Here is a 22,769-nt window from a genome sequence, read left to right as displayed (position 1 = left end):
AGAGAGGTGACATGGATCAGTTCCTGCTGATCGCGCTCAACGGGCTCACGCTCGGGGCCGTCTATTTCCTCGTGGCATCAGGGCTCACCCTGATCTTCGGGCTCATGCGCGTCATCACGATGGCCCACGGAACCAGCTATCTCCTGGGCGGATACCTCGGCTACGTCGTGGCCCGCGAGACCGGCAACTGGTTCCTGGGCGCTCTCGGGGGCGCGGTCGCCGTGGGAATCCTGGGACTCCTCATCCACCAGCTGCTGATCCGTCGTTTTCAAGACGACGACATGCGCGTGGCGCTCATCACCCTCGGTGTGAGCCTCATCGGCACCGACCTGATGCTCGCCACCTTCGGCGGAACGGCGACGCAGGTTCCCCTGCCGCCGGAGCTGCAGATCGGGCTCGAGCTGCCGGGCATCGGGCAGTACCCGCTCATCAGGCTGCTCATTCTCGCGGTGTCGATCGCCGTAGGAGTCGGACTCTGGCTGTTCGTCAATCGCACCCGCTTCGGCTCGATCGTGCGGGCCGGCGTCGACGACAGCCAGATGACCAGCGCCACAGGAATCAACGTGCGAGTCGTGTTCGCCCTCATCTTCGTGCTGGGCTCGGCGCTCGCGGGATTCGCCGGTGTGGTCGGCGGCACCCTCTTCCCGCTGCTGCCGGGGCAGGACGGCACCTACCTGCTCTTCTCCCTCGTGGTCGTGATCGTGGGAGGCATGGGGAGCATCCCGGGGGCGGCGATCGGGGCTGCCTTGGTGGGCCTGATCTCGCAGTTCTCGCTGGTCTTCGCCCCGACGTACTCGCTGGTTCTCACCTTCGCCCTGATGGTCGTCGTGCTCGCGTTCCGGCCCCAGGGAATCCTCGGACGACGGACGGCCACGGCATGAGCATCCTGACCAAACCCACCGACAGCGGACTCGTCGAGCCGCTGCCCGTCGGCACGCCGCAGAAGTCGACGTGGCAGCGCTACCGGTGGATCCTGTGGGTCGTCGTGCTGGGCGCGGCTCTCGCCTTCCCCTACGTGGTCGACAGGCCGCGCTTCTGGATTCCGAATATCGGCATCAAGTCCCTCTGGCTCGGCACGATCGCCATGAGTCTCGTCTTCCTGAACCGCTACGTGGGGCTGCTGTCGCTGGCGCAGATGACGCTGGCCGGCATCGCCGCCTACGGCGTCGGCTACATGGTCGTGACCCTCGACCAATCGGTGTTCCTCGCCGTGCCGGTGGGCATCCTCGTCGGCACCGTCGCGGGCTTCCTCGTCGCGCTGATCGCGGCCCGCACCAAGGCCATCTACTTCCTGATGATCACCCTCGCGATCGGCCAGGTCGTGTACTCGTTCGCATCGCAGTCGATCGAGGTCACCAACGCGCGGCGGGGGCTCGCCCCGATCCCGCGCCCCGACCTGGGAGTCGTCGATTTCGCCCAGCTGCACATCTTCTACTACGGCGCGCTGGCCGCCGCGGTGCTCTGCTACCTGCTCTGCCGCTACGTGGCCGCGACCAGCTTCGGCCTGGCGCTGCAGGGCATCCGCGATTCGCCGGAGCGCATGAGCGCGCTCGGCTACAACGTGAACCGGTACCGCATCGCGGCGATGACGTTCACCGCGTTCATCGCCTCCATCGGGGGCGTGATCATGGTCTTCGACAGGGCCCAGGTCGACCCCGATGTGGTGAGCCTCTCGTCGACCCTCGACATCCTCGTCGTCGCCGTGATCGGAGGGGTGGGGTCGCTGGGCGGAGTCTTCGTCGGCGGCATCGTGCTCACCCTGCTCGACAACTTCGCCCAGAACGTGACCGAGCGCTACATGACGCTCACCGGACTGGTCTTCATCGTCGTCCTGCTCTTCGCCCCCACCGGCCTGGCCGGCGTCGGCAAGCAGGTCGTCAGGGCACTCTCGACTCGTCGGCGCGCACCCCAGGCGCCGACAGCTCCCGACGTGCCGACACCCCCTGGAATCACAGATCCATCCAATGAAAGGAAACAGCAATGACGCTGAATACGAAGAGGACCGCGTTCGCCGCGGCCTCGGCCGGGGCGGGCCTCGTGCTCCTCCTGGCAGGATGCGCACCGGCCGGAACGGGCGGCGACTCGGGAGGCGACTCCGGCGACGGAGGCTCCGACACCATCAAGATCGGCGTGCTCGCCACGTCGGAAGGCAACCTCGCCTTCGGAATGGGCGAGGCCAAGGCCGCGATCGGCGTGGCCATGGAGGCCCGCGGCGGCACCGTCGACGGCGGTGAAGTCGGCGGCAAGAAGGTCGAGTTCGTCTACGAGGGAACCGACGGAACCTCGGGCTCCGCCCAGACGAAAGTGAAGAAGCTTGTCGAGAACGACGGGGTCGACATCGTGTTCGGACCGGTCTCGGGTGACGAGGGAGAGGCGGTCGTGCAGTACGCGCTCACGACACCCGACATCACGTTCGTGAACGGATCGGCGAGTCCCGTGAGCATGACTCTCGAGGGCGCCGAGAACTTCTTCCGCTTCCACGGCGACTCCGCCATGTGGATGGGCGGCCTCGGCGACTACGCCTACAACGACAAGGGTTACAAGAAGATCTACTCGATCGCCGAGGATTACTCCTTCCCCTACGACAACGCGGGCGGATTCTTCTCCGAGTTCTGTGCGGCGGGCGGCGAGGTGAACGGCAACTCGTGGGTTCCCGTCGGCACCACCGACTACGCCACGATCCTGTCGCAGATTCCGGCGGACACCGACGCGGTGTACGTCGGTCTCGGTGGTGCGGATGCCGCCAGCTTCCTCTCGCAGGCCGTGACGGCCGGCGTCAACAAGCCGCTCGTGGGCGGTTCGATCGCCGTCGACACGACGGCCCTGTCGGGGGATGCGAACATCGGCCAGGCCGCGATCGGCACGATCACCGGTGGCCCGGTTCCCGGTGCCGACTACGACAACCCCGACTGGAAGACGTTCGTCGACGCCTATGCCACTCAGCCGGACGCGTTCCCGAGCCCGTCGATCTTCTCGATCCTGTACTACAACTCGTTCGAGTCGCTGCTGCTCGGCATCGAAGACGTCAAGGGCGACCTCGGCGATGGACAGGCCGACCTGCGTTCCGCGCTCGAGGCCACGTCGTGGGACTCACCCACCGGACCGATCTCGATGGATGAGAACCGCCAGGCCGTCGTCGACAACTTCCTCGTGGAGGTCGCCGCGGGCGACGGCGGTGCGCTCACCCTGACCGATGTGAGCGAGGCCAACGGTGTGAAACAGGGCACCACTGTCTACGACCGCTTCGACGGCTGCCCGTAACAACCACCGTTCCCTGAGCTGCAACCACCCGTTCCCTGAGCTTGTCGAAGGGCCCCTTCGACAGGCTCCCCTTCGACAGGCTCAGGGAACGAACCGCTGAAAGGAAAAGACCATGACTGATGTCGCTCTCCGTGTCGCCGACGTGTCCAAGCACTTCGGCGGGCTCAAGGCGATGCGCAACGTCGACCTGGAGATCGCCGACGGGGAGCGCATCAGTGTGATCGGCACCAACGGTGCGGGCAAGTCGACGCTCTTCAACCTCATCGCGGGGGTCTTCCCCGTCACCTCGGGCCGCATCGAACTGTTCGGCCACGATGTGACGGGGCTCTCCACCGCGAAGAGGGCCAAACGCGGGCTTGCCCGCACATTTCAGACCTCCCGGCTGTTCGAGCAGCTGACGGCGGCCGAGAACGTGTTCGTGGCGCTCGGCGGCTCGGAATTCAGGGGCGCCTCGCTGCGCGTCGCGTGGCCGAGTTCGAAGCACGTGAACACGGTCAACCGCTGGTCGCGTGTCGAACGCCTGCTCGACCGCGTCGGGCTCGGCGACAAGGGTTCGGCGATCGTCGCCGACCTCTCGCACGGTGAGCAGCGCCAGCTCGAACTGGCCATGGCGCTCGCGCTGCAGCCCAAGCTGCTGATGCTCGACGAACCGGCCGCGGGATTCTCGCCGGCCGAACGCATCCATCTCGTGCGACTCCTGCGTGAGCTGCCCGAGGAGATCACCCTGCTGCTCATCGAGCACGACATGGACATCGCGCTCGCCGTGGCCAACCGTGTCGTGGTGATGCACGACGGCGAGAAGATCCTCGAGGGCTCGCCCGCAGACATCCGGGCGTCCGAACGTGTGCGCGAAATCTATCTCGGAGGCTCCCTTGACGACGTCGCCTGACCCCCTCTTCCGCGTCTCGAACCTGAACGTCTCGTACGGGCGGGTGCACGTGCTGCAAGACGTCTCGTTCGAGATGGGAGTCGAGCCCCTCGGAATGGTCGGCCGCAACGGCATGGGCAAGACCACGCTGGTCAATGCGATCGCCGGCATGCTGCCCGCCCAGTCGGGCTCGATCGAGTTCGAGGGGCGGGATGTCGCGAACAAGGCTCCTTTTCAGGTCACCCGGGCGGGCATCGGCTACGTGCCGCAGGGGCGCCGCATCTTTCCGTCGCTGACGGTGCACGAGCACCTCACGATGGTCGGCGCCAAGAAGTCGGCGAGGTGGAACCCGGACGCGATCTACGAGCTCTTTCCCCGGCTCGCCGAGCGCAAGAAGAACGGCGGCGGCGCGCTCTCCGGCGGCGAGCAGCAGATGCTCGCGATCGGTCGGGCGTTGCTCACGAACCCGCGTCTGCTCGTGATGGACGAGCCCAGCGAGGGCCTCGCGCCCGCGGTCGTCGACCACCTGGCCGACGTGTTCCGCCGAGTCGTCTCCGAGGGGCAGGCGGTGCTGCTCGTCGAGCAGAACCTGCGTTTCGCCGCCGAGCTGTGCGACAGGATCCTCGTAATGGTCAACGGGCGCATCGCCGCCGACCTGCCGGCGGCCGAGATCGCGGGCGACCCCGAGGTGCAGTCCCGCTACCTCGGAGTGGTGTGACAGATAGGCTCCCCCCATGTTCGATCTGACCGGAAAGCTCGCCGTCGTCACCGGCGCCCGTCGGGGCATCGGACTCGGCATAGCCACCGCGCTCGCGGATGCCGGCGCCGACATCGTCGGCGTAAGCCTCGGCATGGAGGCCTCGGGAAGCGAGCTGCAAGCGGCCGTCGAGAAGCGGGGGCGCGCGTTCACCGCCATCCGGTGCGATCTCGCCGACCGCACCGCGACCAGCGCCCTGGCGAGCCGGCTAGCCGAGCTGCCCGTCGGCATCCTGGTCGGAAACGCCGGAACGTTCCGGCGGGTGCCCGCCGCCGATCACTCGCAGGAGGACTGGGACCACGTTCTCGAGGTCAACCTGTCGAGCCAGTTCGTGCTCGCACAGGCGGTGGGGCGCGGAATGCTCGAGCGCGGCTCGGGCAAGATCATCTTCACGGCGTCGATGCTGAGCTTCCAAGGCGGGCTGAACGTGGCGAGCTACGCGGCCGCGAAGTCGGGGCTGGCCGGGCTGACGCGGGCGTTGTCGAACGAGTGGGCGGGCAGCGGCGTGAATGTGAACGCCATCGCGCCCGGCTACATCGACACTCGTGTGACCGAGGGGTTGAAGGCAGACCCGGTGCGCTCGAAGCAGATCCTCGAGCGCATTCCGGCAGGGCGACTCGGTCAGCCGGGCGACCTGGCGGGCGCCGCGGTCTTCCTGGCGTCGACCGCGTCGGACTACGTGAACGGCATCCTCCTGCCGGTCGACGGGGGCTGGCTCGGCCGCTGAGCTCGGCGTTCCTTCCTGCAGTGGCGCTGGGTCGTGCGACAATCGAGCGCGCCTCCAGCGGGCGAGCGCTCCGGCGCCGACCGCGCGTTCGCCCGGCGACGGCGCGCTCGGCACCCAGCGAGGGCAGACCATGCTGGGAATACGCTCCCGGGCGGCGTCGTGGGTCTTCCCTAGACTTCTGCTGACGAGAGGCTCACCATGGCGCGCAAGTCCGGCACCCAGGCACCGCGATTGGATGCGATCGTGCTCGACGACCTCGTCGCCGGCGATCCCGAGACGCTCGAGTCGCACGACGTCTACGAGGGCCTGCGCTTCGAGGCAGTCGACCTCTCCGGCCGCGACCTGTCGGGCATCCAGTTCAGGGAGTGCGCGTTCGACGAGCTGCAGGCGCACGATGCGGCTCTGCGCGGGGCGACGTTCGCCGACGTCGAGATCCACCGGCTGAACGCGCCCATCTTCTCCGCTCCGCGGGCGGAGCTGCGCTCGGTCTCGATCGACGGATCGCGCCTCGGATCCGCCGAGCTGTACGAGTCGGCCCTCTCGTCTGTGCACATCTCGTCGACCAAGCTCGGCTTCGCCAACCTCTCGGGCGCGAACCTGCTCGACGTGCTGTTCACCGGCTGCTCGATCGACGAGCTCGACCTGAGCAGCTCCAAGCTCAACCGCGTGGCGTTCGTCGACTGCACGATCGGAGTGCTGAGCCTCAACCACGCCACGCTGCAGAACGTCGACCTGCGCCGCGCCGAGATCTCGCGCATCGACGGGTTCACCGCGCTCGCGGGGGCGACGCTGTCGAGCGGACAGGTCGCCGACCTCGCGTCGTCGTTCGCCGAGCACCTGGGCATTCGCGTCGAGGACTGAACGGCCCCCTTCGACAGGCTCAGGGAAGGGCGATCACCTCCGCAGCTACACCCCGGCGCCCACAGGCAGCCGCTCCGCACCCGATGCGGAGACCGGCCCCGCGGCATCCAGAGCATGGCCCTCGGTGTCGATGTTCGGAACGATGCGGTCGAGCCACTTCGGCATCCACCAGGCCGACTCGCCGAGCAGGCTGAGCAGCGCCGGAATCAGGACGAGCCGCACGATGAATGCGTCGGCCATCACGCCGACCATCAGCCCGAAAGCGATGGATGCGCCGATCGCGAAGGTTCCCGTGGCGAACCCGGCGAAGACCACGGTCATGATGGTCGCCGCTGCCACGAGCACCGGGCCGGAGCGCGCGAAGCCCTCGCGGATCGCCTTCTTCGGGGACATTCCCCGGTCGTGCAACTCTTTGATGCGCGAGACCAGGAACACCTGGTAGTCCATGGCGAGGCCGAAGAGCACGCCCACCAGCAGCAAGGGGAGCAGGCTCATCATGGGGTCGCCCTGGGGCGCGGCGATCACCGGATCCAGCCAGCCCCACTGGAACACCGCCGTGCTGGCGCCGAACGAGGCCCCGACCGACAGCAGGTAGCCGAGCGTCGCGATCAGCGGAATGAGCAGCGATCGGAACATCACGACGAGCAGCAGCATGGAGATCACCACGATCACGATGATGTACTTGATCAGCGCGCTGGTGAGCGCCGCGTCCTGGTCGAGACCGATCGCCGTCTCGCCGGTGACCTCGAGGTGCACGCCTGTCAGCGAGTCGGCGTCGTCGGTGATCGTGGTCACCACGTCTTTCGTCGCCTGGTTGATCGGGCCGCCGTCGGGGATCACGACGATCCGCGCCATGCGTCCATCGGCCGAGATCTCGGCCGGAACCACCTGCTGAACACCCGCCAGCGCGCCCAGCCGGCCCTCGACATCCGGCGTCTTCGAGGCGATGTCGTCGCCTTCGGCGAGAACGATCAACGGGCTCTGGATGCCGCCGAACTCGTCGACGATGAGGTTGTACGCGGTGCGCTCCGTCGACTCCGGATCGGCGCCCCCGGGGATGCTGAACGCGGTCTTCATGCTGAACAGGGGCAGGGCGACGATCACGAGAATCACGATGCCGGCGAGCGCCGAGACGATCGGCCGGTTGACCACGACGCTGCCCCAGCCGCGCAGGAGTCCCCGCTTCTGCGTGGCACCCTCCACCCAGACGGTTCCGGAGGCGAGCTCCGCGCGCTGCTTCTTGGAGAGCGCCCGGGTGCCCATGGTGCGCATCAGCGCGGGCAGCAGGGTGAGGGCGAGCAGCACGGCGACGGCGACGGCCGCGGCGGCCGCGAAGCCCATCTCGGTGATGAAGCTGAGGTTCGCGACGAGCAGGGCCACGAGGGCGACGATCACGGTGAGGCCGGCGAAGACGACGGCCGTTCCGGCGGTTCCCGTCGCCCGGGCGACCGCGTCCTCGACGCTCTTGCCGCCTCGCAGCTCTGTTCGGAAGCGGGACAGGATGAAGAGGCTGTAGTCGATCCCTACGGCGAGGCCGAGCATGGCCGACAGGATGATCGAGTTGTCGCCCAGGGGGAAGAGCGCGCCATAGGCGAGCACACCGACCAATCCGACGCCGACGCCGAACACGGCGATGAGCAGATTGACACCGGCGGCCAGCAACGAGCCGAAGGTGAGGATGAGCACGAGGAACGCGATGATCACACCGACGCCCTCGCCGATGCCCGGCTCGGGGGCGCCGAGGGGAACGAGGTTGCCGCCGAGTTCGACGCCGAGGTCGCTCGGCGCGTTCGCCTGCAGCTCGAGGGCCGCGTCGTAAGACGACACCTGCTTCGCGTCGGACAGCTCGCCGTAGCTCAGCGTCGCGACGGCGAGGGTGCCGTCCTCGGATATGTAGGGCCGGTTCGCGTCGAACGGATCGCTGACGGCGTCGACTCCGGGGAGCGCCGCGGCGTCGCTCAGAACGTCGGCGATCTGCGCCGAGACCGCCGGGTCGGAGACGTCGCCGCCATCCGGCTGGAAGACGAGCTGCAGCGTGTCGCCTGTGGCATCGGCCGAGGCGGGGAACTCGTCGTTCATGCGATCGAGGGCCTGCGACGCAGGGGAGTCGGGAATCGAGTCGGTTGCCGCGGCCGGCGAGGCGAGGTTGCCCCCGATGATGAGGGTGCCGATGAGGCCGGCGAAGATCAGGAGCCAGGCTCCGATCACCACCATGCGGTGGCGGGCGCTGAACCGTCCGACGCGGGCGAGAAATGTGGACAAGAGAGGCTCCTTCGAGAGAGGCGGAAAGGTCTACCTCGATACTCGCGAGCGGTGTACTCCTCGGAATCGTCCTGTCGAATCGGTCTGTCTACTGCGTCTGGATGAGATCGGGTGTCGGGCCACCCGATCGATCACAGATCAGATGGATGCCGCCGGGTTCTGATCGGCCGGGTCCGAGACCGGGCCGTCGGCCGGGCCCGTGGTCGGCGGCGTGGCCGAGCCATCGACCGGCTTGGCCGCATCCGCCTTGCGTTCGACGACCAGCGTGATCTTGGAGACGACGGCCGCGATCGCGCCGATCGCGACAAGCACGGGCGCGAACGCGACGGTCAGTGCAAGACCGACGAGTCCTGCGTTCACCGGGATCTCGAGCAGCACACTGCCGTCTTCGCGCTTCAAGATGATGCGCTGCACGTTGCCCTCGTGGATCAGGTTCTTCACGGTCTCGACCAGCTTGTCGCCGGCAACCTCGAACTGCTCGAACGTGGATTTCTTGTCGCTCATGTCGCTTCGTCCTGTCTGACGTCGATGTTCGTACGACGATCCGGTTCGGAACGCCTGGATTCCAGTCTGGCCGTGTCGCGCCCTGCGCGCATCAGTCCTGGGTACGACTCACCCGATTCACATGCAGTACTACGACGCCGTGAACCCGGCCCGATAGGCGAATGTCACGAGTTGGGCGCGGTCGCGCGCACCCAGCTTCGCCATGGCCCTGTTCGCGTGGGTCTTCACCGTGTACGGCGACACGAACATCTCGGCGGCGATCTGCGTGTTGTCGAGTCCGCGCGCCGCGGCCTTCACGACGTCGAGCTCGCGCGGGGTGAGTGCCGAGAACCGGTCGAGCATGGCGGAGTCTGCAGCGGGTCGGCTCTCGTGGGCGACGTGGCCGATGAGAGCGGCGCTCGCGGAGGCCGACAGCGCCCCGCCGCCCGTCGCCACCTCGCGGATGCCCGCGGCCAGCTCGGCGGGGCCGATCCCCTTGCTGAGAAAGCCGTTGGCCCCGGCGCGCAGGGCCGCGAACACGTTCTCGTCGTTGTCGAAGGTGGTCAGCACGATGATGCGCAGCTGCTCGCTCGTGTAGGCGGCGCGCAGACGCTTGGTCGCCTCGACCCCGTCGATGCCGGGCATCCGGATGTCCATGAGCACGACGTCGACGCTCAGCCCGTCGATCGCGGCGAGGGCCTCGAACCCGTCGCCGACGTCGGCGACGATCTCGATGTCGGTCTGTGGCTGCAGAATCGCGCGGAGCCCGGCGCGGATCATCTCCTGGTCGTCGACGATCATCACCCGGATCATCGGATCTGCCCTCCGTCCACGCGCAGTGTCGCGACGACGCTGAAGGCATCGTCGGTGTCGACGACCTCGAGGCGGCCACCGGCCGAGGTGGCGCGCTCGCGCATGCCGATCAGGCCGTAGCCGCGCCGCGTAGCGGCAGTCTTCGGCGCCCGGCGCGCCCGGGCATTCGTGACCGTGATCGTCAGGATGCCGGCATCCGCCTGGGTCGTGACCGAGACCGCACCCGGGCCGTGGCGCTGGGAGTTCGTGAGCGCCTCCTGCACGATGCGGAACGCGGCCGTGCTGACCTCGGCATCGATCGCATCCGGTGCCTCGCATAGTTCAGCGCGCACGTCGACGCCGGCCGAGCGGTAGGACTCGATGAGGCGTGCGATGCCGCCGAGGTCGGGTGTGGGCCGGGACGAACCGTCGTCGACGTCGTCGGTGCGCAGCACGTGCAACAGGCGCTGCGTCTCCGACAGCACCGCCTGCACGTTCGCGCGCGCGGCGACCAGCGACGCGTGAGCCGTGTCGGCCTCGATCGGCAGGTTCACCTCGGCGACTCCGAGGTGCATGTTGAGCACGGCGATCTCGTGCCCCACCACGTCGTGCAGGTCGCGGGCGATGCGCAGCCGCTCCTCGCTCACGCGCTGGTTCGCCTCGGCGTCTCTCGTCGCCAGGGCCGCAAGGGCCCTCTGCTCGAGCTCGCGTCGGTAGCGATCCTGGCTGTACGCCGCGCTGCCCGCTGCCGCCGCTGCCAGGGCGAACGCGGCCGCCACGATCGCCACCGGATAGACGAGGCCCTGGTTCTGGAACAGGGCCACCGAGACGTAGTTCGAGAGCCCGATGAGCAGTGCGACCCGAACCGCGGGGCCGCCACGGACGGTGAGCGAGAATGCCGCGAAGACGGCGAGGTTCCAGCTCATCAGCGGATCCCACGCGACAGCGTTCGACACGAAGGGGGCCGCGGCGATCAGTGCGACTCCGAGCCAGCGCCACCGGTACGACGCCGCGATGCCGAGAAGCGAGACGATCAGCGGCACCCACGCGATGAATCCGTGGCCCTGGAGAGGAGGCGCGACGAACTCGGTGGCCGATGCCAGTCCGATCACGACCAGTGTGATGCGATCGAGCAGAGCCGGACGGCGGAACCACGACGGTCGATACGCCACCATCTCGGCGGGCGCATTCGGCGTGGTCATGGGTCGATCCTCCCACCGGGCTCTTATACGCGAGTACAGCGGACGCAGTAGATCCCTATGCCACCGACCAGCCGCCGTCCGACGGCAGGATGACGCCGTTCACGTTCACGCCGTCGTCGCTCAGCAGGAACGTGATCGACGCGGCGAGGGCGTCGCTCTCGACGGCCTCGGGCATGACCGACATGCCCACGCGCACCCGCTCGGCGCCGAGCTTCGAGTTGAACTTGGCTTCGATGTTCGTGATCGTCGGGCCGGGGGCGACGGCGTTGACCCGGATGCCGCTGGGTCCGTACATGAAGGCGCTGCTCTTGGTGAGCCCCGCGACGGCGTGCTTCGACGCGGTGTAGGCGGCGCCGGCGGCCGAGCCGCGAAGGGCCGCCTCGGATGCCGTGTTCACGATCGATCCGTAGGCCTGGCCGAGCATCGTGGGCATCACGGCGCGCATCAGCTTCATCGTGCCGTCGACGTTGATCGAGAAGACGCGCTTCCACACGTCGTCGGAGACGTCGCCGACCGGGGTCATGTCGTCCATGATGCCGGCGATGTTCGCGAGGCCGTCGATGCGGTCGCCGGCTGCGGTGATGATCTGCGCCACGGCCGCGTCGTCGGTGATGTCGGCGACGACCGTCACGATCTCCGCGCCGGGGGTCTTGGCCACGAAGTCGTCGAGGCGTTCCTGCGAGATGTCGACGGCGACGACGCGGCCGCCCTCGCGGGCGATTCTGGATGCCGTGGCCCGGCCTATGCCGGACCCTGCGCCCGTGACGATGATCGTCTTGCCCGAGAAGCGCCCGTCGTCGATGCGCTCGACCCACTCGGGGGACTGGACGGTCGGCTCGGCGTCCTCGGTCACGACGACGGCCGGCGTGCCCTCGGGAACCTCTCCGGCGGCCGCGCGGCGGACGAGGTCGTCGATCAGGTCCTGGCTGAACGCGCCCTGGCTCATCTCGACCAGTCGATCGAGCGAGAGCTTGCTCACGGTGCGCAACGCACTGGCATCCTGACCGGCCTTGGCCAGCAGGTCGTTCATGATGGGGCCGCCGACCGGGTGCGACAGCCAGGTGCCGATGGTCGAGGAGCTGGTGAGGGGCGTGTTCTCTGCGGTCATGGGGTGCATCTCTTTCTCTCGGGTCTTGAACCGGACAACTCTGTCCGCACGTAGGCTACACCCGTGACAACACCGAAACCTGAACCGCGCAAGCCGAATCGCGGGCCCAGTGCGGGGCCCGAGAATCGGCGCGCGCTCATCGCCGCTGCGCGCGAGGTGTTCGGCGACGGGGGCTACGCCGCGCCGCTGAGTTCGGTGGCCAAGCTGGCGGGGGTCGGCCAGGGCAGCCTCTACCGGCATTTCCCCGATCGGCTGTCGTTGGCCGTCGCCGTCTTCGACGAGAACATCGGAGAGCTCGAGACGATCGCCGAACGCGAAGGCAGCACTCTCGACGAACTGCTCGACGCGATCATCGCGCAGGCGCTGGTGTCGACGGCGATGATCGACATGATCACCGCCGACCTCGACGACCCCCGGGTGCAGCACCTCGAGACGCGCATCGAAGACGTGGTCGACACGGTCGTGCGACGCGAGCGGTCGGCCGGTCGACTCGGAGGCGAGGTCGAGACGGCCGACGTGCTGCTCGCGATCTCCATGCTCGCCGGCGTCGTCGCCCGCACTCCGGCCGATCGCCGCGACGCCGTGGCGCGCCGGGCCTGGTCGCTGTTCCACGTGGCGTTCGCGCGCTCGGAAAGCGGGACTCAGGTACCACCGACGCAGTAGGAGAAGTCATCCCTGCGCACGATTCGCATTCCTGCCGAACCCGCGAGTCTGGAGTCATCACACGCGAACAACCGAAAGGACGCGACACGATGACCACGACCTACACCCCGCTCCGAGCCCGTGACCATGCCGAACGGCCCTCGAGGCGCCCGTCGGCCCTCTCGACGCTCGCCTGCGTGGCCGTCGGCACCGGAGCGATGGCCGTGAGCGCACTCGCCGTCGGGCTGGGCGTCCTCGCCCAGAACTGATCGCGCCGGACTGATCGCGGGCGACCACTGTACGCACGGGCGACGGATGCGGCAACCCCGCGAGCCCAGACGGCCGGGTGCGAGGAGAGTTCCGCCATGGCCCATTCGAAAAAGTCCTCCTCGCGCGTGCAGCGCATGCCGAAACCTCTCTACGAGAAGGAGCTCGAGCGCCTGCAGATCGAGCTCGTGAGCATGCAGCAGTGGGTGATCGACACGGGCGCCCGCGTGGTCGTGATCTTCGAGGGCCGCGACGCCGCAGGCAAGGGTGGCGCGATCAAGCGCATCATGCAGTACCTCAATCCGCGGTCGGCCCGGGTGATCGCTCTGCCCACGCCGAGCGAGCGCGAGAAGGGGCAGTGGTACTTCCAGCGCTACATCGAGCGGCTGCCCACGACGGGCGAGATCGTGCTGATGGATCGCTCCTGGTACAACAGGGCCGGCGTCGAGCGGGTCATGGACTACTGCACGCCCGAGCAGTACCGACGCTTCCTTCACCAGGTTCCGACGTTCGAGCGCATGCTCGTCGAAGACGGCATCATCCTCATCAAGTACTGGTTCTCGGTGTCGGACGACATTCAGGAGGAGCGGTTCCACTCGCGCCTGAACGACCCGATGCGGCGCTGGAAGCTCTCCGACACCGACGTGGTCTCGATCACGAAGTGGGAGGACTACTCCCGCGCGAAGGACGCGATGTTCGAGGCGACCGACCACGCCGACGCGCCCTGGTGGACCATCGAGAGCGACGACAAGCGCGCATCCAGAATCAACACCATCAGCCACCTGCTGTCGCAGATTCCCTACGAGTCGCGCGACCCCGACGAGGTCACGATCCCACCCCGCCCCGTTGCCGACGACTACGACCGGCCGGAGAAGGGGCGCTACAAGTACGTGCCCGATCACGCGGGGGCAGTGGCGAAGAGCTAGTGGTCGTCCGCTAGAACTCCGCGCCCGCCTCGACCAGCAGCACTCCGCCCATGACGAGGGCGATGCCCGCTGCCATCACCCAGGTGAACGGCTCCTTGAAGATGAGCCGCCCGGCCACCGCGGTGAGCGCGACTCCGGCCGCCGACCAGATTCCATAGGCGACGCCGAGCGGCATGTCGTTCTGCAGGGCGAACGACAGGCACGTGAACGCGATTCCGTAGCCGACTGCGACCGGGATGTACCAGAGCTTGCTGCCGGTGATGGCGGCCTTGAGCGAGAGCGTGGCGGTGACCTCGGTGAGGATCGCGCCGACGAGGAAGAGCCAGGCCATCAGCGGGCCTGCCCGTGCATGGCCGACTCACGCGTCTTCTCGGCGCGCTGCCGTCCGAGCTCGATGCACAGCACCCCGCCGATGATCAGCACGAGCCCCGCCCCCATCACGGGAGTCAGCGGTTCGCCGAAGAGAAGAGCCGAGAACAGGGCGGTGAGCGCTACCCCGAGGGCGCCCCAGATTCCGTAGGCGACGCCGAGCGGCAGCCCCGCGCGCAGCACCAGCGACAGGAACACGAACGCCCCCGCGAAGCCCGCCGCCATCAGCGCGTACCAGCCCGGATTCTCGAGGCCGGCCTTCAGCGACAGCGATCCGGTCACCTCGGTCACGATGGCGCCGCCCAGAAACAGCCACTTCTTCATGCTTCTCCTTCGTCGGCGCAACGTATTCAGGAGGAGCGCGTCACCGTCGACACTATCCACACGGTGGCGCGCTCCTCCTGAATAAGGAACGACGAATCAGACAGCGACTATGCGTCGGCCGGCGTCGCCTCGACCTTCTTCGCCGCCGCCTTGGCGACCGCGGGGGTGGATGCGGCGGGCTTGCGGGTCGGCGCCTTGCGCGCGCCGGCCGACGACGCCGTGCCCTTCGCCGGCCGCGAGGCGGCCTGCTCGGCCACCGCAGCGGTCTGCGCCGAGACGGCGCGGGGCGCCAGACGCTGCAGCTGCGTGACGTGGGCCGGGGTCAGCTCCTCGATGGAGGCGACCTCGAGCAGCTTCATCGTGCGCACGATCTGCTCCGACAGGATTGCGATCGTGCGGTCGACGCCCGCGCGCCCTCCGGCCATGAGCCCGTAGAGGTAGGCGCGGCCGATCAGGGTGAACTTCGCGCCGAGGGCGAGCGAGGCCACGATGTCGGCGCCGTCCATGATGCCCGTGTCGACCATCACCTCGACGTCGCCGCCGACCTCGCGGGCCACGTCGGGCAGCAGGTGGAACGGGATCGGGGCGCGGTCGAGCTGGCGCCCTCCGTGGTTCGAGAGCAGGATCCCGTCGACGCCGAGGTCGGCGAGGCGCTTCGAGTCCTCGAGGTTCTGCACTCCCTTGATCACGATCTTGCCGGGCCACATGCTGCGGATGAACGCGAGGTCGTCGAAGTCGATCGACGGGTCCATCGCCGAATCGAGCAGCTCGCCCACGGTGCCGCCGGTCGACGAGAGCGATGCGAACTCGAGCGGGGGAGTCGTGAGGAAGTCGTACCACCACCACGGCCGGGGGATGGCGTTGATGATGGTGCCCGCGGTGAGCTGCGGAGGAATCGAGAAGCCGTTGCGCTTGTCTCGCAGGCGCGCGCCGGCGATGGGGGTGTCGACGGTGAACATGAGCGTGTCGAAGCCGGCCGCGGCGGCGCGCTCGACGAGACCGTAGGAGATCTCGCGCTGGCGCATCACGTAGAGCTGGAACCAGTTGCGCCCGGTCGGGTTCGCCGCCTTGACGGCCTCGATCGACGACGTTCCGAGAGTCGAGAGTGTGAACGGGATGCCGGCGGCGGCGGCGGCCCCGGCCCCCGCGATCTCGCCCTCGGTCTGCATCAGGCGGGTGAAGCCGGTGGGGGCGATGCCGAAGGGCATGGTCGAGGTGCCCCCGAGGATCTGCGTCGTCGTGTCGAGCCTCGACACGTCGCGCAGGATCGACGGGTGGAACTCGATGTCCTGGAACGCCTGGCGCGCCCGCCTCAACGAGATCTCGCCCTCGGCCGATCCGTCGGTGTAGTCGAACGCCGCCTTCGGGGTGCGCCGCTTGGCGATCGTGCGCAGGTCGTCGATGGTCAGCGCGCCCTGCAGTCGACGCTTCTTGCCGTCGAGCTCGGGCTTCTTGAACTGCATCAGGGGAAGCAGTTCCTTGGGGTTCGGAAAGCGGCGTTCAACCATGGGGCAGTCCTCTATCTGGTTCGGTCCCCTTCGACGAGCTCAGGGAACGGTTGCCCTCGACGAGCTCAGGGAGCGTTCCCTGAGCCTGTCGAAGGGGGTCGGTCGGTGCGGAGATGAAGTTGGTCTCGGTGTAGTAGCCCGTGATGTGGGCGCGAACGCGGCCGCGGGCGAGCTCGGCGTCGCCCTTCTCGATGGCGTCGACGATGTCGCGGTGCTCGTGGCGCAGGCGACCGGATGTCTCGGGCCACGACGGCAGGTTCGGCACGCCGGCGAGAACGTAGCTCTCGATGGAGTTGCGGAGGCCCGCCATCATCGAGGCGATCACGGCGTTGCCGGAGAGCTCGGCGAGCGCCAGGTGGAAGGCCGCGTCGAGCGCGAGGAATTCGGCCTCGGAGACCCGGCCATCGGCATCCATCGCGTCGAGCAACTCGACGGCCGGGCCGAGATCGAGCCCGTCGATACGGGCGACGGATGCCTCGGCGAGCTCGGTCACGACGGCGGCCTCGAGCACGAGTCGGGTCTTGACCACGTCGCGAACGTCGAAGCCCTGGGCGGCGACCTGCAGCCGCATCAGCGACGACATGCCGCCGGATGGGCGAGCCACGATGATGGCGCCGGATTGCGGGCCCGATCCGGTCTGCGTGCGGATGAGCCCGAGGACTTCGAGCACGCGCAGCGCCTCGCGAACGGACGAGCGGCCGACGCCCAGCTCGCTCGCGAGAGTCCGCTCGGCGGGCAGGTGATCGCCGGGAACGAGGCGCCCCGCGAGCAGGTCGGCCTCGATGTGCTGCAGCACGACCTGCCAGGCGCGGCGCGGGTCGACCGGGGCAACGGATGCGGGGGCGCGTGTGTCGATGGCGGTCACGTCGCGTCCTCCTCGATCGCTGGCTGTCACTGGACTCATGTGTGGTCAGGCCATGTGGTCAGACCACAGCATAATCGGGGCGTGGTCGGTTGTCCATCCATTCCGCTCTCTCAGGTGTCGGGTCTAGCGTTTAAGCCAGCCCTCTATCGACAGGCTCCCGGAACGCGTTCCCTGAGCGAGACGCGATCCCTGAGCCTGTCGAAGGGCAACGGCACCCGAACAAAGGACTCCCCATGAGCGCGAACCCCTACGACCGACTTCCGAAGCTCCCGGCATTCGACCTCGAGTCGACCGATGTGAAGCAGGGAGTGCGGCTGTCGAACGACCAGGTGGGGGCGGGGGCAGGGGGCGGCGACGTGTCGCCCCAGCTGAGCTGGTCAGGGGCGCCGGAAGGGACCAGAAGCTATGTCGTGACGGTCTACGACCCCGACGCACCCACGGCATCCGGTTTCTGGCACTGGGCCGTGTTCAACATTCCGGTCGAGGTGACGAGTCTCGCCGCCGGCGCCGGAACGCCGGGCAGCGATCTGCTGCCACAGGGCGCGATCACCCTGCGCAATGATGGCGGCGTCGCCGGATACGTCGGAGCCACCCCTCCTCCCGGCCACGGCGACCACGAGTACTACGTCGTCGTGCACGCGGTCGATGTCGAGACCCTCGACATTCCCGCAGACGCGTCCCCCGCGATGCTCGGCTTCAATCTCTTCTTCCATGGAATCGGTCGCGCCGTGATCAGCGCCCCCTACAGCGTGTCCGACTGAGTCACAGCGTCTCCGACTGAGTCGCGCGGGCGGTCAGCCGAGGAGCGACCGCACGTAGTCGAAGGATTCTCTGGTCAGCGCCGACCAGGTCTCGAGCGTCTTCGAGGGATCATTCGTGTGCAGATCGTCGCCCGCGGGCACCTCGACCCACTCGCGCATCGTTCGGCGACCCATCGACAGCGGCGCGGCGCGCCCCTGCTCGATCAACTCGAGCGCGCGCTCGCGCGGCACCTTCACGATGAGTCGGTCGTCGCTGCCGATGAAGGCGACGATCTTCGTGCCCGTGCGGATTCCGGGATTGTGGAACATGGTTCCGAGCTCGACGGGGCCGGCCGCGCCAAGGATGGCGGCGATCTCGTGCAGGAGATCGATCGCGTCGTCGGATGGTCTGCCCATGCGCACCACCGTACTCATCCTGCGCTCTTCTGCTAATCAGTATTGCTATGTACCGGTACTCATGCTTACTATGTAGTGGTAGTCAATATCACTGAGTAGTAGGGAGTCCGGATGGGCAAGCAGGCGACCGAGATGCTCAAGGGTGCGCTCGAGGGAATCGTGCTCGGCGTCCTCAGTGATCGGGCGGCGTACGGCTACGAGATCACGGCCTGGCTGCGTGATCAGGGTTTCGCCGACATCGCCGAGGGCACGATCTACGCCCTGCTCCTGCGCATCGAGCAGCGCGGCTACGTCGACGTCGTGAAGGAGCCCTCGGAGAAGGGGCCGCCGCGCAAGGTCTACACGCTGAACTCCGCCGGCGCCCGCACCCTCGACGAGTTCTGGAGCAACTGGAGCTTCCTGGCCGAGCGCATCGAGCAGCTTCGCACCCGCGTCGACGCTCCACCGACAGACACCGCACGAACACCGACACCACGAATCGAAGGAGAACACTCATGACCGCCGCCTGGATCGAACAGATCACCGGATCGTTCGAAGACAAGAAGCGCTGGCGCGAATACAAGGCGCGCAAGAAGCAGCTGCCTGCCAGCTACCGCACCGCGATCGACGGGCTCGAGCGCTACCTCACCTATGCCGGCGCGGTCAGCAAGGGAGACGTGCTCGTGCAGATGTTCGACGACCTCGCCGACCTCGTCGAGCGCGCGGCGACAGACTCGACGCCGATCCGCGAGATCGTCGGCGACGATCCTGTGGAATTCGCCGAGGAGTTCATCAGGAATTACAGCGACGGGCAGTGGATCAGCAAGGAACGCGCCCGGCTCGTCGAATCGATCGATCGTGCCGTCGCCGATCAGGCCTGACGCGGGGCCCGCCATCCGGGTGCGCGGGCTCGCCAAGTCGTTCGGCGACCTCGCCGTGCTCCGCGGCGTCGACCTCGATGTCGATCGGGGCAGTGTCTTCGCGCTTCTCGGTTCGAACGGTGCGGGCAAAACCACTCTCGTGCGCATCCTCTCGACGCTGCTGACGTCGGATGCGGGCTCGTCGATCGTGAACGGTTTCGACGTGGCCGTCGAGCCGGGGCGAGTGCGCGAGTCGATCAGTCTCACAGGGCAGTTCGCCGCCGTCGACGAGGTGTTGTCGGGGCGGGAGAATCTCATGCTCATCGCGCGGCTCCGCCACCTTCCGAAGGCGGGCGCGATCGCCGAGGAGCTGCTCGGCCGCTTCTCCCTCATCGACGCGGCAGATCGTCGCGCCGCGACGTATTCGGGTGGAATGAGGCGACGCCTCGACATCGCGATGAGCCTCATCGGCGCGCCTGCGGTGATCTTTCTCGACGAGCCGACCACGGGGCTCGACCCCGAGGCCCGCGCCGAGGTCTGGCAGACGATCAGATCGCTCGCCGACTCGGGGACGACCGTGATGCTGACGACTCAGTACCTCGAAGAGGCCGAGCAGCTCGCAGACCGGATCGCCATCCTGCACGAGGGAACGATCATTCGCAGCGGCACCCTCGATGAACTCCTCAGCCTTCTCCCCGCAGCGCGGGTGGAGTACGTGGAGAAACGGCCGTCTCTCGAAGAGGTCTTTTTCGCGCTGGTCGGTTCCGGCGCTCCAGATGGTTCACGTCGAAAGGATCAGTCATGACAACTCACGTGATCGGCGACACCGCCGTTCTGACCGCGCGGTCGCTGCGGCACATACTGCGCAGCCCCGACACGATCGTGACCACCGCCGTCACCCCGATCGCCCTGATGCTGCTCTTCGTCTTCGTGCTGGGCGGTGCGATCGACACGGGCGGCGACGTGCCGTACGTCGAGTACTTGCTCCCGGGCATCCTGCTCATCACCATCGCGTCGGGAATCGCCTATACGGCCTATCGCCTGTTCCTCGACATGCAGAGCGGCATCGTCGACCGACTGAGGTCGATGCCGATCGCGAGGTCGAGCGTTCTCTGGGCGCACGTGCTCACCTCGATGGCCGCCAATCTGATCTCGGTGGTCGTCGTCACGGGTGTGGCGTTGCTGCTCGGCTTCCGATCGGGTGCATCGGTGCTCGCGTGGCTTGCCGTCGCCGGTCTGGTGGTGTTGTTCACCCTCGCCCTGACCTGGATCGCCGTGATCGCGGGCCTCTCGGCGAAGTCGATCGATGGGGCGAGCGCGTTCAGCTATCCGCTGATCTTCCTTCCGTTCATCAGTTCGGCCTTCGTTCCCACCCACTCGATGCCGGGGCCGGTCGCCTGGTTCGCAGAGAACCAGCCTGTGACATCGATCGTCGACACGATCCGAGCTCTGCTCGCAGGGCAGCCCGTGGGCGGCGAGATCTGGATCGCGCTGGCGTGGCTCGGCGGCATACTCGTCGTCGCATACCTGGCGGCGCTCGCGATCTACCGTCGCCGGTTGAGCTGAGCTGAGCTGAGGTGAGCTGAGCTGAGGGTGTGGGGCCGTGGGGCCGTGGCGAGCCGGGGTCGACAGGCGGGTGGCGGTGGTTCGGCAGCGAGGGACCGTGGTTCACCATGGCTCGGCCGTTCGTCGCCTGCCCGCCGGCCGCGGTGTGCGTCGCGGGTCGACCCACGAGGGCGGTGTGATGTGCGGCGAGCCGTGGATCATGGTGAGCCGCCACGCGGAACTGTGAATAACCGAGTGGTGGAACGCGCAGAGCAGCGCCATGTTGTCGACGTCGGTGGCGCCGGGTTCGAATATCGTGCTGACCCAGGGAATCACGTGGTGCGCCTGACAGCGCGAGGGCGGGTGGTGACACCCGGGAAAGACGCAGCCGCCGTCGCGAGCGGCCAATGCTCTTCGTTGTTTTCGGGTTGCCACACGGTGGGTCTTGCCGTGGCTGAGTATTTCGCCGTGGGTGCCGAAAATGCTGACGATCGTGTCGCCTGTGCACTGGAGCATCGCCACCGTACTCACCGGGATCGGTTCGGAACTGCCATCGATCCAGCCCACACCCCGACCCGCTTCGAGGTCGATCGCCGCGACGTGCACGTTGACCGTGGGCGCGGCTCCGTTCAGCAGTGATGCCGACGGCGACCCGGCTGCCTGCTCGATCAACGTCATCAGGGCGTCGAGGAGTTTCTGTTCGTACGTGCGCTCGTCGAGCGAGGCCGACGAGACAGCGGGGCGGAGCTTGCTGGTCTGGGAGGGTCGGTCGTCGGGGGTGCCGGCGGGGTCGGCGTCATCGGATGATGTCGGCTCGCTGTCGGGGCCCGAGTCGGGCGGCGCAGGGTTGGCCTGCGTAGGGTCGGCCGGCGTAGGGTCGGCCGTGCGGGGGCTCAGAATGGGGTCGATCGCTGCCAGGAGGATGCCGAGCTGCAGCGGGGGTAGTGCGTAGCGGCCGCGGGCCATGCCGTCGGAGCCGATCCGAGGGTAGCTGAACCCCCGCAGGTGCTGCTTGGCAGCGTCGCGGGGTTCGGCGCCATCGGGGTCGAGATGCTCGCGGATGCGTATGGCCAGCCGGGCGATCTCTTCGACCGTGTAGAGCCGCGGGGCCGTGCCCGAGCAGCCGCCCGCGGTGTCGCCATCCGGATCGGTTTCGGTCGTGCCCCCGGGGGCACCGGTCGTCGGCATGGAGGCCGTAGCGACGCCCACGAGGTGCCGCTCGGCTTCGTCGAGTGCGGAGGTGAACGTGGTTCGCGACGCGATGTCGGTGAGCGCGCGGCAGATGACGGACGCCGTGTCTGCTCCGATCTGACCGGCGAAGAACGCCTCTTCGACGGCGGGGAATCTGCTGGGGCACGGAAGGCCGGTGTTCGAGAGGTGCGAGCGGATCTGTCGACCGAGCTGCATTCGTGAGGCCGCCGTTCGTTCGGAGACGTTGGCCGTGGATGCCAGAAGTTTTTTGCCCGTGGGGAAACCATGGCGGTATGCCAGGCCGTCTGCGCCGAGCTCACGGCGGGACTCGGCGTCGATCTCTGCGGCGACCCAGACACGGGCGGAGTCGGCGACCATGCCCAGTCGCTCCCAGGTGGCGGCCGACTCGAGCAGAGCGTCTGCCGATGAGCGGCCCCGGTCTGCCTCGAGGAGCTCGCGAAGGCGTTCGGCGATGTCGCCGAGGGTCGCGTTCTCGAGGTGCATGCAGGAAGTCAAACACGAGCCACCGACACTGAGTCGGACACGCGATTCGACGTTTGATCAGGGAATGTGCCTGTGGATAAAAGTGGCGAATCGAATCCTGTGGAGGAGATGCTCTGCATGTCGGTTGAGGAAAATTCGTGAATTAGCGTCATGAACTTACGGCTCGGCTCTCTCTTCCAGTAGGAGCATTCAGGCCACTTTCGAGGCTCGCCGCTGGCCTTCCCGTGTTCTGATCGCTCTGAATTAATTAATTCAGATCTCTTCAATTCCACATTTTAGAAATTTTTCTCACATATGAGTCGATCTGGCTC

General features: G+C 67.6%; 26 protein-coding genes. 15 read left to right on the top strand and 11 right to left on the bottom strand.

From position 1 onward, the window contains the following. Positions 1–11 precede the first annotated feature (11 nt). From ASF51_RS03385 to ASF51_RS03355, 7 genes are all read left to right on the top strand, one after another. Positions 12–881, top strand: coding sequence for a branched-chain amino acid ABC transporter permease (locus tag ASF51_RS03385; RefSeq protein WP_055925154.1), 870 nt, complete (start codon positions 12–14; stop codon positions 879–881). Further along, positions 878–1,984, top strand: a complete 1,107-nt coding sequence (locus tag ASF51_RS03380; RefSeq protein WP_055925151.1) for a branched-chain amino acid ABC transporter permease — start codon at positions 878–880, stop codon at positions 1,982–1,984. The genes ASF51_RS03385 and ASF51_RS03380 overlap by 4 nt, the downstream gene beginning before the upstream one ends. Next, positions 1,981–3,261, top strand: a complete 1,281-nt coding sequence (locus ASF51_RS03375) for an ABC transporter substrate-binding protein (RefSeq protein WP_055925148.1) — start codon at positions 1,981–1,983, stop codon at positions 3,259–3,261. Before ASF51_RS03380 ends, ASF51_RS03375 begins: the two co-directional genes overlap by 4 nt. Before the next feature lie 112 nt (positions 3,262–3,373). Then, positions 3,374–4,150 carry an ABC transporter ATP-binding protein gene (locus tag ASF51_RS03370; RefSeq protein ID WP_055925145.1) on the top strand — a complete coding sequence of 259 codons (777 nt, stop codon included), beginning with the start codon at positions 3,374–3,376 and terminating at the stop codon, positions 4,148–4,150. Beyond that, positions 4,134–4,847, top strand: a complete 714-nt coding sequence (locus ASF51_RS03365) for an ABC transporter ATP-binding protein (RefSeq protein WP_235497120.1) — start codon at positions 4,134–4,136, stop codon at positions 4,845–4,847. Before ASF51_RS03370 ends, ASF51_RS03365 begins: the two co-directional genes overlap by 17 nt. 16 nt (positions 4,848–4,863) lie before the next feature. Further along, complete coding sequence (locus ASF51_RS03360) at positions 4,864–5,613, top strand: SDR family oxidoreductase (protein ID WP_055925142.1); 750 nt, start codon at positions 4,864–4,866, stop codon at positions 5,611–5,613. Positions 5,614–5,811: 198 nt separating this feature from the next. Further along, positions 5,812–6,474, top strand: a complete 663-nt coding sequence (locus ASF51_RS03355) for a pentapeptide repeat-containing protein (RefSeq protein WP_055925139.1) — start codon at positions 5,812–5,814, stop codon at positions 6,472–6,474. Between the two features lie 45 nt (positions 6,475–6,519). Here ASF51_RS03355 and ASF51_RS03350 read toward each other — a convergent pair whose 3' ends face one another. The 5 genes from ASF51_RS03350 to ASF51_RS03330 all read right to left on the bottom strand — a co-directional run bounded on the left by ASF51_RS03350 (position 6,520) and on the right by ASF51_RS03330 (position 12,321). Continuing rightward, positions 6,520–8,736 (bottom strand): MMPL family transporter, encoded by a 2,217-nt coding sequence (locus ASF51_RS03350; protein WP_055925136.1) that lies wholly within the window; start codon positions 8,734–8,736, stop codon positions 6,520–6,522. Between the two features lie 138 nt (positions 8,737–8,874). Continuing rightward, on the bottom strand, positions 8,875–9,240 hold the full coding sequence (locus tag ASF51_RS03345; RefSeq protein WP_055925130.1) for a DUF4342 domain-containing protein: 366 nt from the start codon (positions 9,238–9,240) through the stop codon (positions 8,875–8,877). Positions 9,241–9,369: 129 nt separating this feature from the next. Beyond that, a complete protein-coding gene (locus tag ASF51_RS03340) occupies positions 9,370–10,032 on the bottom strand; it encodes a response regulator transcription factor (protein ID WP_055925129.1) in 663 nt (220 codons plus the stop codon). After that, positions 10,029–11,213 carry a sensor histidine kinase gene (locus tag ASF51_RS03335; RefSeq protein WP_055925127.1) on the bottom strand — a complete coding sequence of 395 codons (1,185 nt, stop codon included), beginning with the start codon at positions 11,211–11,213 and terminating at the stop codon, positions 10,029–10,031. Before ASF51_RS03335 ends, ASF51_RS03340 begins: the two co-directional genes overlap by 4 nt. Positions 11,214–11,268: 55 nt before the next feature. Beyond that, on the bottom strand, positions 11,269–12,321 hold the full coding sequence (locus ASF51_RS03330; RefSeq protein WP_055925124.1) for an SDR family NAD(P)-dependent oxidoreductase: 1,053 nt from the start codon (positions 12,319–12,321) through the stop codon (positions 11,269–11,271). A gap of 63 nt (positions 12,322–12,384) precedes the next feature. Here ASF51_RS03330 and ASF51_RS03325 point away from each other — a divergent pair, with 63 nt between their 5' ends. The 3 genes from ASF51_RS03325 to ppk2 all read left to right on the top strand — a co-directional run bounded on the left by ASF51_RS03325 (position 12,385) and on the right by ppk2 (position 14,156). Continuing rightward, a complete protein-coding gene (locus tag ASF51_RS03325; protein WP_055925121.1) occupies positions 12,385–12,984 on the top strand; it encodes a TetR/AcrR family transcriptional regulator in 600 nt (199 codons plus the stop codon). An 89-nt stretch (positions 12,985–13,073) separates the two neighbouring features. Continuing rightward, on the top strand, positions 13,074–13,232 hold the full coding sequence (locus ASF51_RS18920) for a hypothetical protein (protein WP_157411981.1): 159 nt from the start codon (positions 13,074–13,076) through the stop codon (positions 13,230–13,232). Positions 13,233–13,328: 96 nt separating this feature from the next. Continuing rightward, positions 13,329–14,156 carry a polyphosphate kinase 2 gene (ppk2, locus tag ASF51_RS03320; RefSeq protein ID WP_055925118.1) on the top strand — a complete coding sequence of 276 codons (828 nt, stop codon included), beginning with the start codon at positions 13,329–13,331 and terminating at the stop codon, positions 14,154–14,156. Positions 14,157–14,166: 10 nt separating this feature from the next. Here ppk2 and ASF51_RS03315 read toward each other — a convergent pair whose 3' ends face one another. From ASF51_RS03315 to ASF51_RS03300, 4 genes are all read right to left on the bottom strand, one after another. Continuing rightward, entirely contained in the window at positions 14,167–14,487 is a 321-nt protein-coding gene (locus ASF51_RS03315) for a multidrug efflux SMR transporter (RefSeq protein WP_055925116.1), read from the bottom strand. Beyond that, the gene (locus ASF51_RS03310; RefSeq protein ID WP_055925113.1) at positions 14,487–14,849 is read right to left on the bottom strand and encodes a multidrug efflux SMR transporter; all 363 of its coding nucleotides are present in this window, start codon (positions 14,847–14,849) and stop codon (positions 14,487–14,489) included. Before ASF51_RS03310 ends, ASF51_RS03315 begins: the two co-directional genes overlap by 1 nt. A gap of 107 nt (positions 14,850–14,956) precedes the next feature. Further along, on the bottom strand, positions 14,957–16,357 hold the full coding sequence (locus tag ASF51_RS03305) for an alpha-hydroxy acid oxidase (protein WP_055925110.1): 1,401 nt from the start codon (positions 16,355–16,357) through the stop codon (positions 14,957–14,959). Further along, positions 16,350–17,222 carry a FadR/GntR family transcriptional regulator gene (locus tag ASF51_RS03300; protein WP_369797279.1) on the bottom strand — a complete coding sequence of 291 codons (873 nt, stop codon included), beginning with the start codon at positions 17,220–17,222 and terminating at the stop codon, positions 16,350–16,352. Before ASF51_RS03300 ends, ASF51_RS03305 begins: the two co-directional genes overlap by 8 nt. Positions 17,223–17,455: 233 nt before the next feature. On the opposite strand from ASF51_RS03300, the gene ASF51_RS03295 reads away from it, so the two are divergent. Further along, entirely contained in the window at positions 17,456–17,983 is a 528-nt protein-coding gene (locus ASF51_RS03295) for a YbhB/YbcL family Raf kinase inhibitor-like protein (protein ID WP_055925107.1), read from the top strand. 33 nt (positions 17,984–18,016) lie between these two features. Here the strand turns inward: ASF51_RS03295 and ASF51_RS03290 are convergent, their stop codons facing one another. Further along, positions 18,017–18,379 (bottom strand): hypothetical protein, encoded by a 363-nt coding sequence (locus tag ASF51_RS03290; RefSeq protein ID WP_055925104.1) that lies wholly within the window; start codon positions 18,377–18,379, stop codon positions 18,017–18,019. 111 nt (positions 18,380–18,490) lie between these two features. Between ASF51_RS03290 and ASF51_RS03285 the strand changes: the two genes are divergently transcribed. From ASF51_RS03285 to ASF51_RS03270, 4 genes are read left to right on the top strand one after another with little or no spacing between them, the layout of a single operon-like run. Beyond that, entirely contained in the window at positions 18,491–18,877 is a 387-nt protein-coding gene (locus ASF51_RS03285; RefSeq protein ID WP_055925101.1) for a PadR family transcriptional regulator, read from the top strand. Then, positions 18,874–19,239, top strand: a complete 366-nt coding sequence (locus ASF51_RS19545; RefSeq protein ID WP_055925098.1) for a DUF1048 domain-containing protein — start codon at positions 18,874–18,876, stop codon at positions 19,237–19,239. The genes ASF51_RS03285 and ASF51_RS19545 overlap by 4 nt, the downstream gene beginning before the upstream one ends. Beyond that, positions 19,217–20,023, top strand: a complete 807-nt coding sequence (locus tag ASF51_RS03275) for an ABC transporter ATP-binding protein (RefSeq protein WP_235497119.1) — start codon at positions 19,217–19,219, stop codon at positions 20,021–20,023. Before ASF51_RS19545 ends, ASF51_RS03275 begins: the two co-directional genes overlap by 23 nt. Continuing rightward, positions 20,020–20,784, top strand: a complete 765-nt coding sequence (locus ASF51_RS03270) for an ABC transporter permease (RefSeq protein WP_055925095.1) — start codon at positions 20,020–20,022, stop codon at positions 20,782–20,784. Before ASF51_RS03275 ends, ASF51_RS03270 begins: the two co-directional genes overlap by 4 nt. A 102-nt stretch (positions 20,785–20,886) precedes the next feature. Here the strand turns inward: ASF51_RS03270 and ASF51_RS03265 are convergent, their stop codons facing one another. Then, positions 20,887–22,458 carry an HNH endonuclease signature motif containing protein gene (locus ASF51_RS03265; RefSeq protein ID WP_055925092.1) on the bottom strand — a complete coding sequence of 524 codons (1,572 nt, stop codon included), beginning with the start codon at positions 22,456–22,458 and terminating at the stop codon, positions 20,887–20,889. Positions 22,459–22,769 lie beyond the last annotated feature (311 nt).

Origin of the sequence: Agreia sp. Leaf283 (assembly GCF_001422485.1) — a bacterium.
Taxonomy (GTDB): Bacteria; Actinomycetota; Actinomycetes; order Actinomycetales; family Microbacteriaceae; genus Agreia.
The sequence above is the reverse complement of the archived record's forward strand: the minus strand, read 5'-3'. Positions and strand labels throughout refer to the sequence as shown.

Bases quoted from the DNA above. Each gene is read 5' to 3' on its own strand.
- ASF51_RS03385 (WP_055925154.1), top strand. From the start codon at position 12: ATGGATCAGTTCCTGCTGATCGCGCTCAACGGGCTCACGCTCGGGGCC.
- ASF51_RS03380 (WP_055925151.1), top strand. From the start codon at position 878: ATGAGCATCCTGACCAAACCCACCGACAGCGGACTCGTCGAGCCGCTG.
- ASF51_RS03375 (WP_055925148.1), top strand. From the start codon at position 1,981: ATGACGCTGAATACGAAGAGGACCGCGTTCGCCGCGGCCTCGGCCGGG.
- ASF51_RS03370 (WP_055925145.1), top strand. From the start codon at position 3,374: ATGACTGATGTCGCTCTCCGTGTCGCCGACGTGTCCAAGCACTTCGGC.
- ASF51_RS03360 (WP_055925142.1), top strand. From the start codon at position 4,864: ATGTTCGATCTGACCGGAAAGCTCGCCGTCGTCACCGGCGCCCGTCGG.
- ASF51_RS03355 (WP_055925139.1), top strand. From the start codon at position 5,812: ATGGCGCGCAAGTCCGGCACCCAGGCACCGCGATTGGATGCGATCGTG.
- ASF51_RS03345 (WP_055925130.1), bottom strand. From the start codon at position 9,240: ATGAGCGACAAGAAATCCACGTTCGAGCAGTTCGAGGTTGCCGGCGAC.
- ASF51_RS03340 (WP_055925129.1), bottom strand. From the start codon at position 10,032: ATGATCCGGGTGATGATCGTCGACGACCAGGAGATGATCCGCGCCGGG.
- ASF51_RS03335 (WP_055925127.1), bottom strand. From the start codon at position 11,213: ATGACCACGCCGAATGCGCCCGCCGAGATGGTGGCGTATCGACCGTCG.
- ASF51_RS03330 (WP_055925124.1), bottom strand. From the start codon at position 12,321: ATGACCGCAGAGAACACGCCCCTCACCAGCTCCTCGACCATCGGCACC.
- ASF51_RS18920 (WP_157411981.1), top strand. From the start codon at position 13,074: ATGACCACGACCTACACCCCGCTCCGAGCCCGTGACCATGCCGAACGG.
- ppk2 (WP_055925118.1), top strand. From the start codon at position 13,329: ATGGCCCATTCGAAAAAGTCCTCCTCGCGCGTGCAGCGCATGCCGAAA.
- ASF51_RS03315 (WP_055925116.1), bottom strand. From the start codon at position 14,487: ATGGCCTGGCTCTTCCTCGTCGGCGCGATCCTCACCGAGGTCACCGCC.
- ASF51_RS03310 (WP_055925113.1), bottom strand. From the start codon at position 14,849: ATGAAGAAGTGGCTGTTTCTGGGCGGCGCCATCGTGACCGAGGTGACC.
- ASF51_RS03305 (WP_055925110.1), bottom strand. From the start codon at position 16,357: ATGGTTGAACGCCGCTTTCCGAACCCCAAGGAACTGCTTCCCCTGATG.
- ASF51_RS03295 (WP_055925107.1), top strand. From the start codon at position 17,456: ATGAGCGCGAACCCCTACGACCGACTTCCGAAGCTCCCGGCATTCGAC.
- ASF51_RS03290 (WP_055925104.1), bottom strand. From the start codon at position 18,379: ATGGGCAGACCATCCGACGACGCGATCGATCTCCTGCACGAGATCGCC.
- ASF51_RS03285 (WP_055925101.1), top strand. From the start codon at position 18,491: ATGGGCAAGCAGGCGACCGAGATGCTCAAGGGTGCGCTCGAGGGAATC.
- ASF51_RS19545 (WP_055925098.1), top strand. From the start codon at position 18,874: ATGACCGCCGCCTGGATCGAACAGATCACCGGATCGTTCGAAGACAAG.
- ASF51_RS03270 (WP_055925095.1), top strand. From the start codon at position 20,020: ATGACAACTCACGTGATCGGCGACACCGCCGTTCTGACCGCGCGGTCG.
- ASF51_RS03265 (WP_055925092.1), bottom strand. From the start codon at position 22,458: ATGCACCTCGAGAACGCGACCCTCGGCGACATCGCCGAACGCCTTCGC.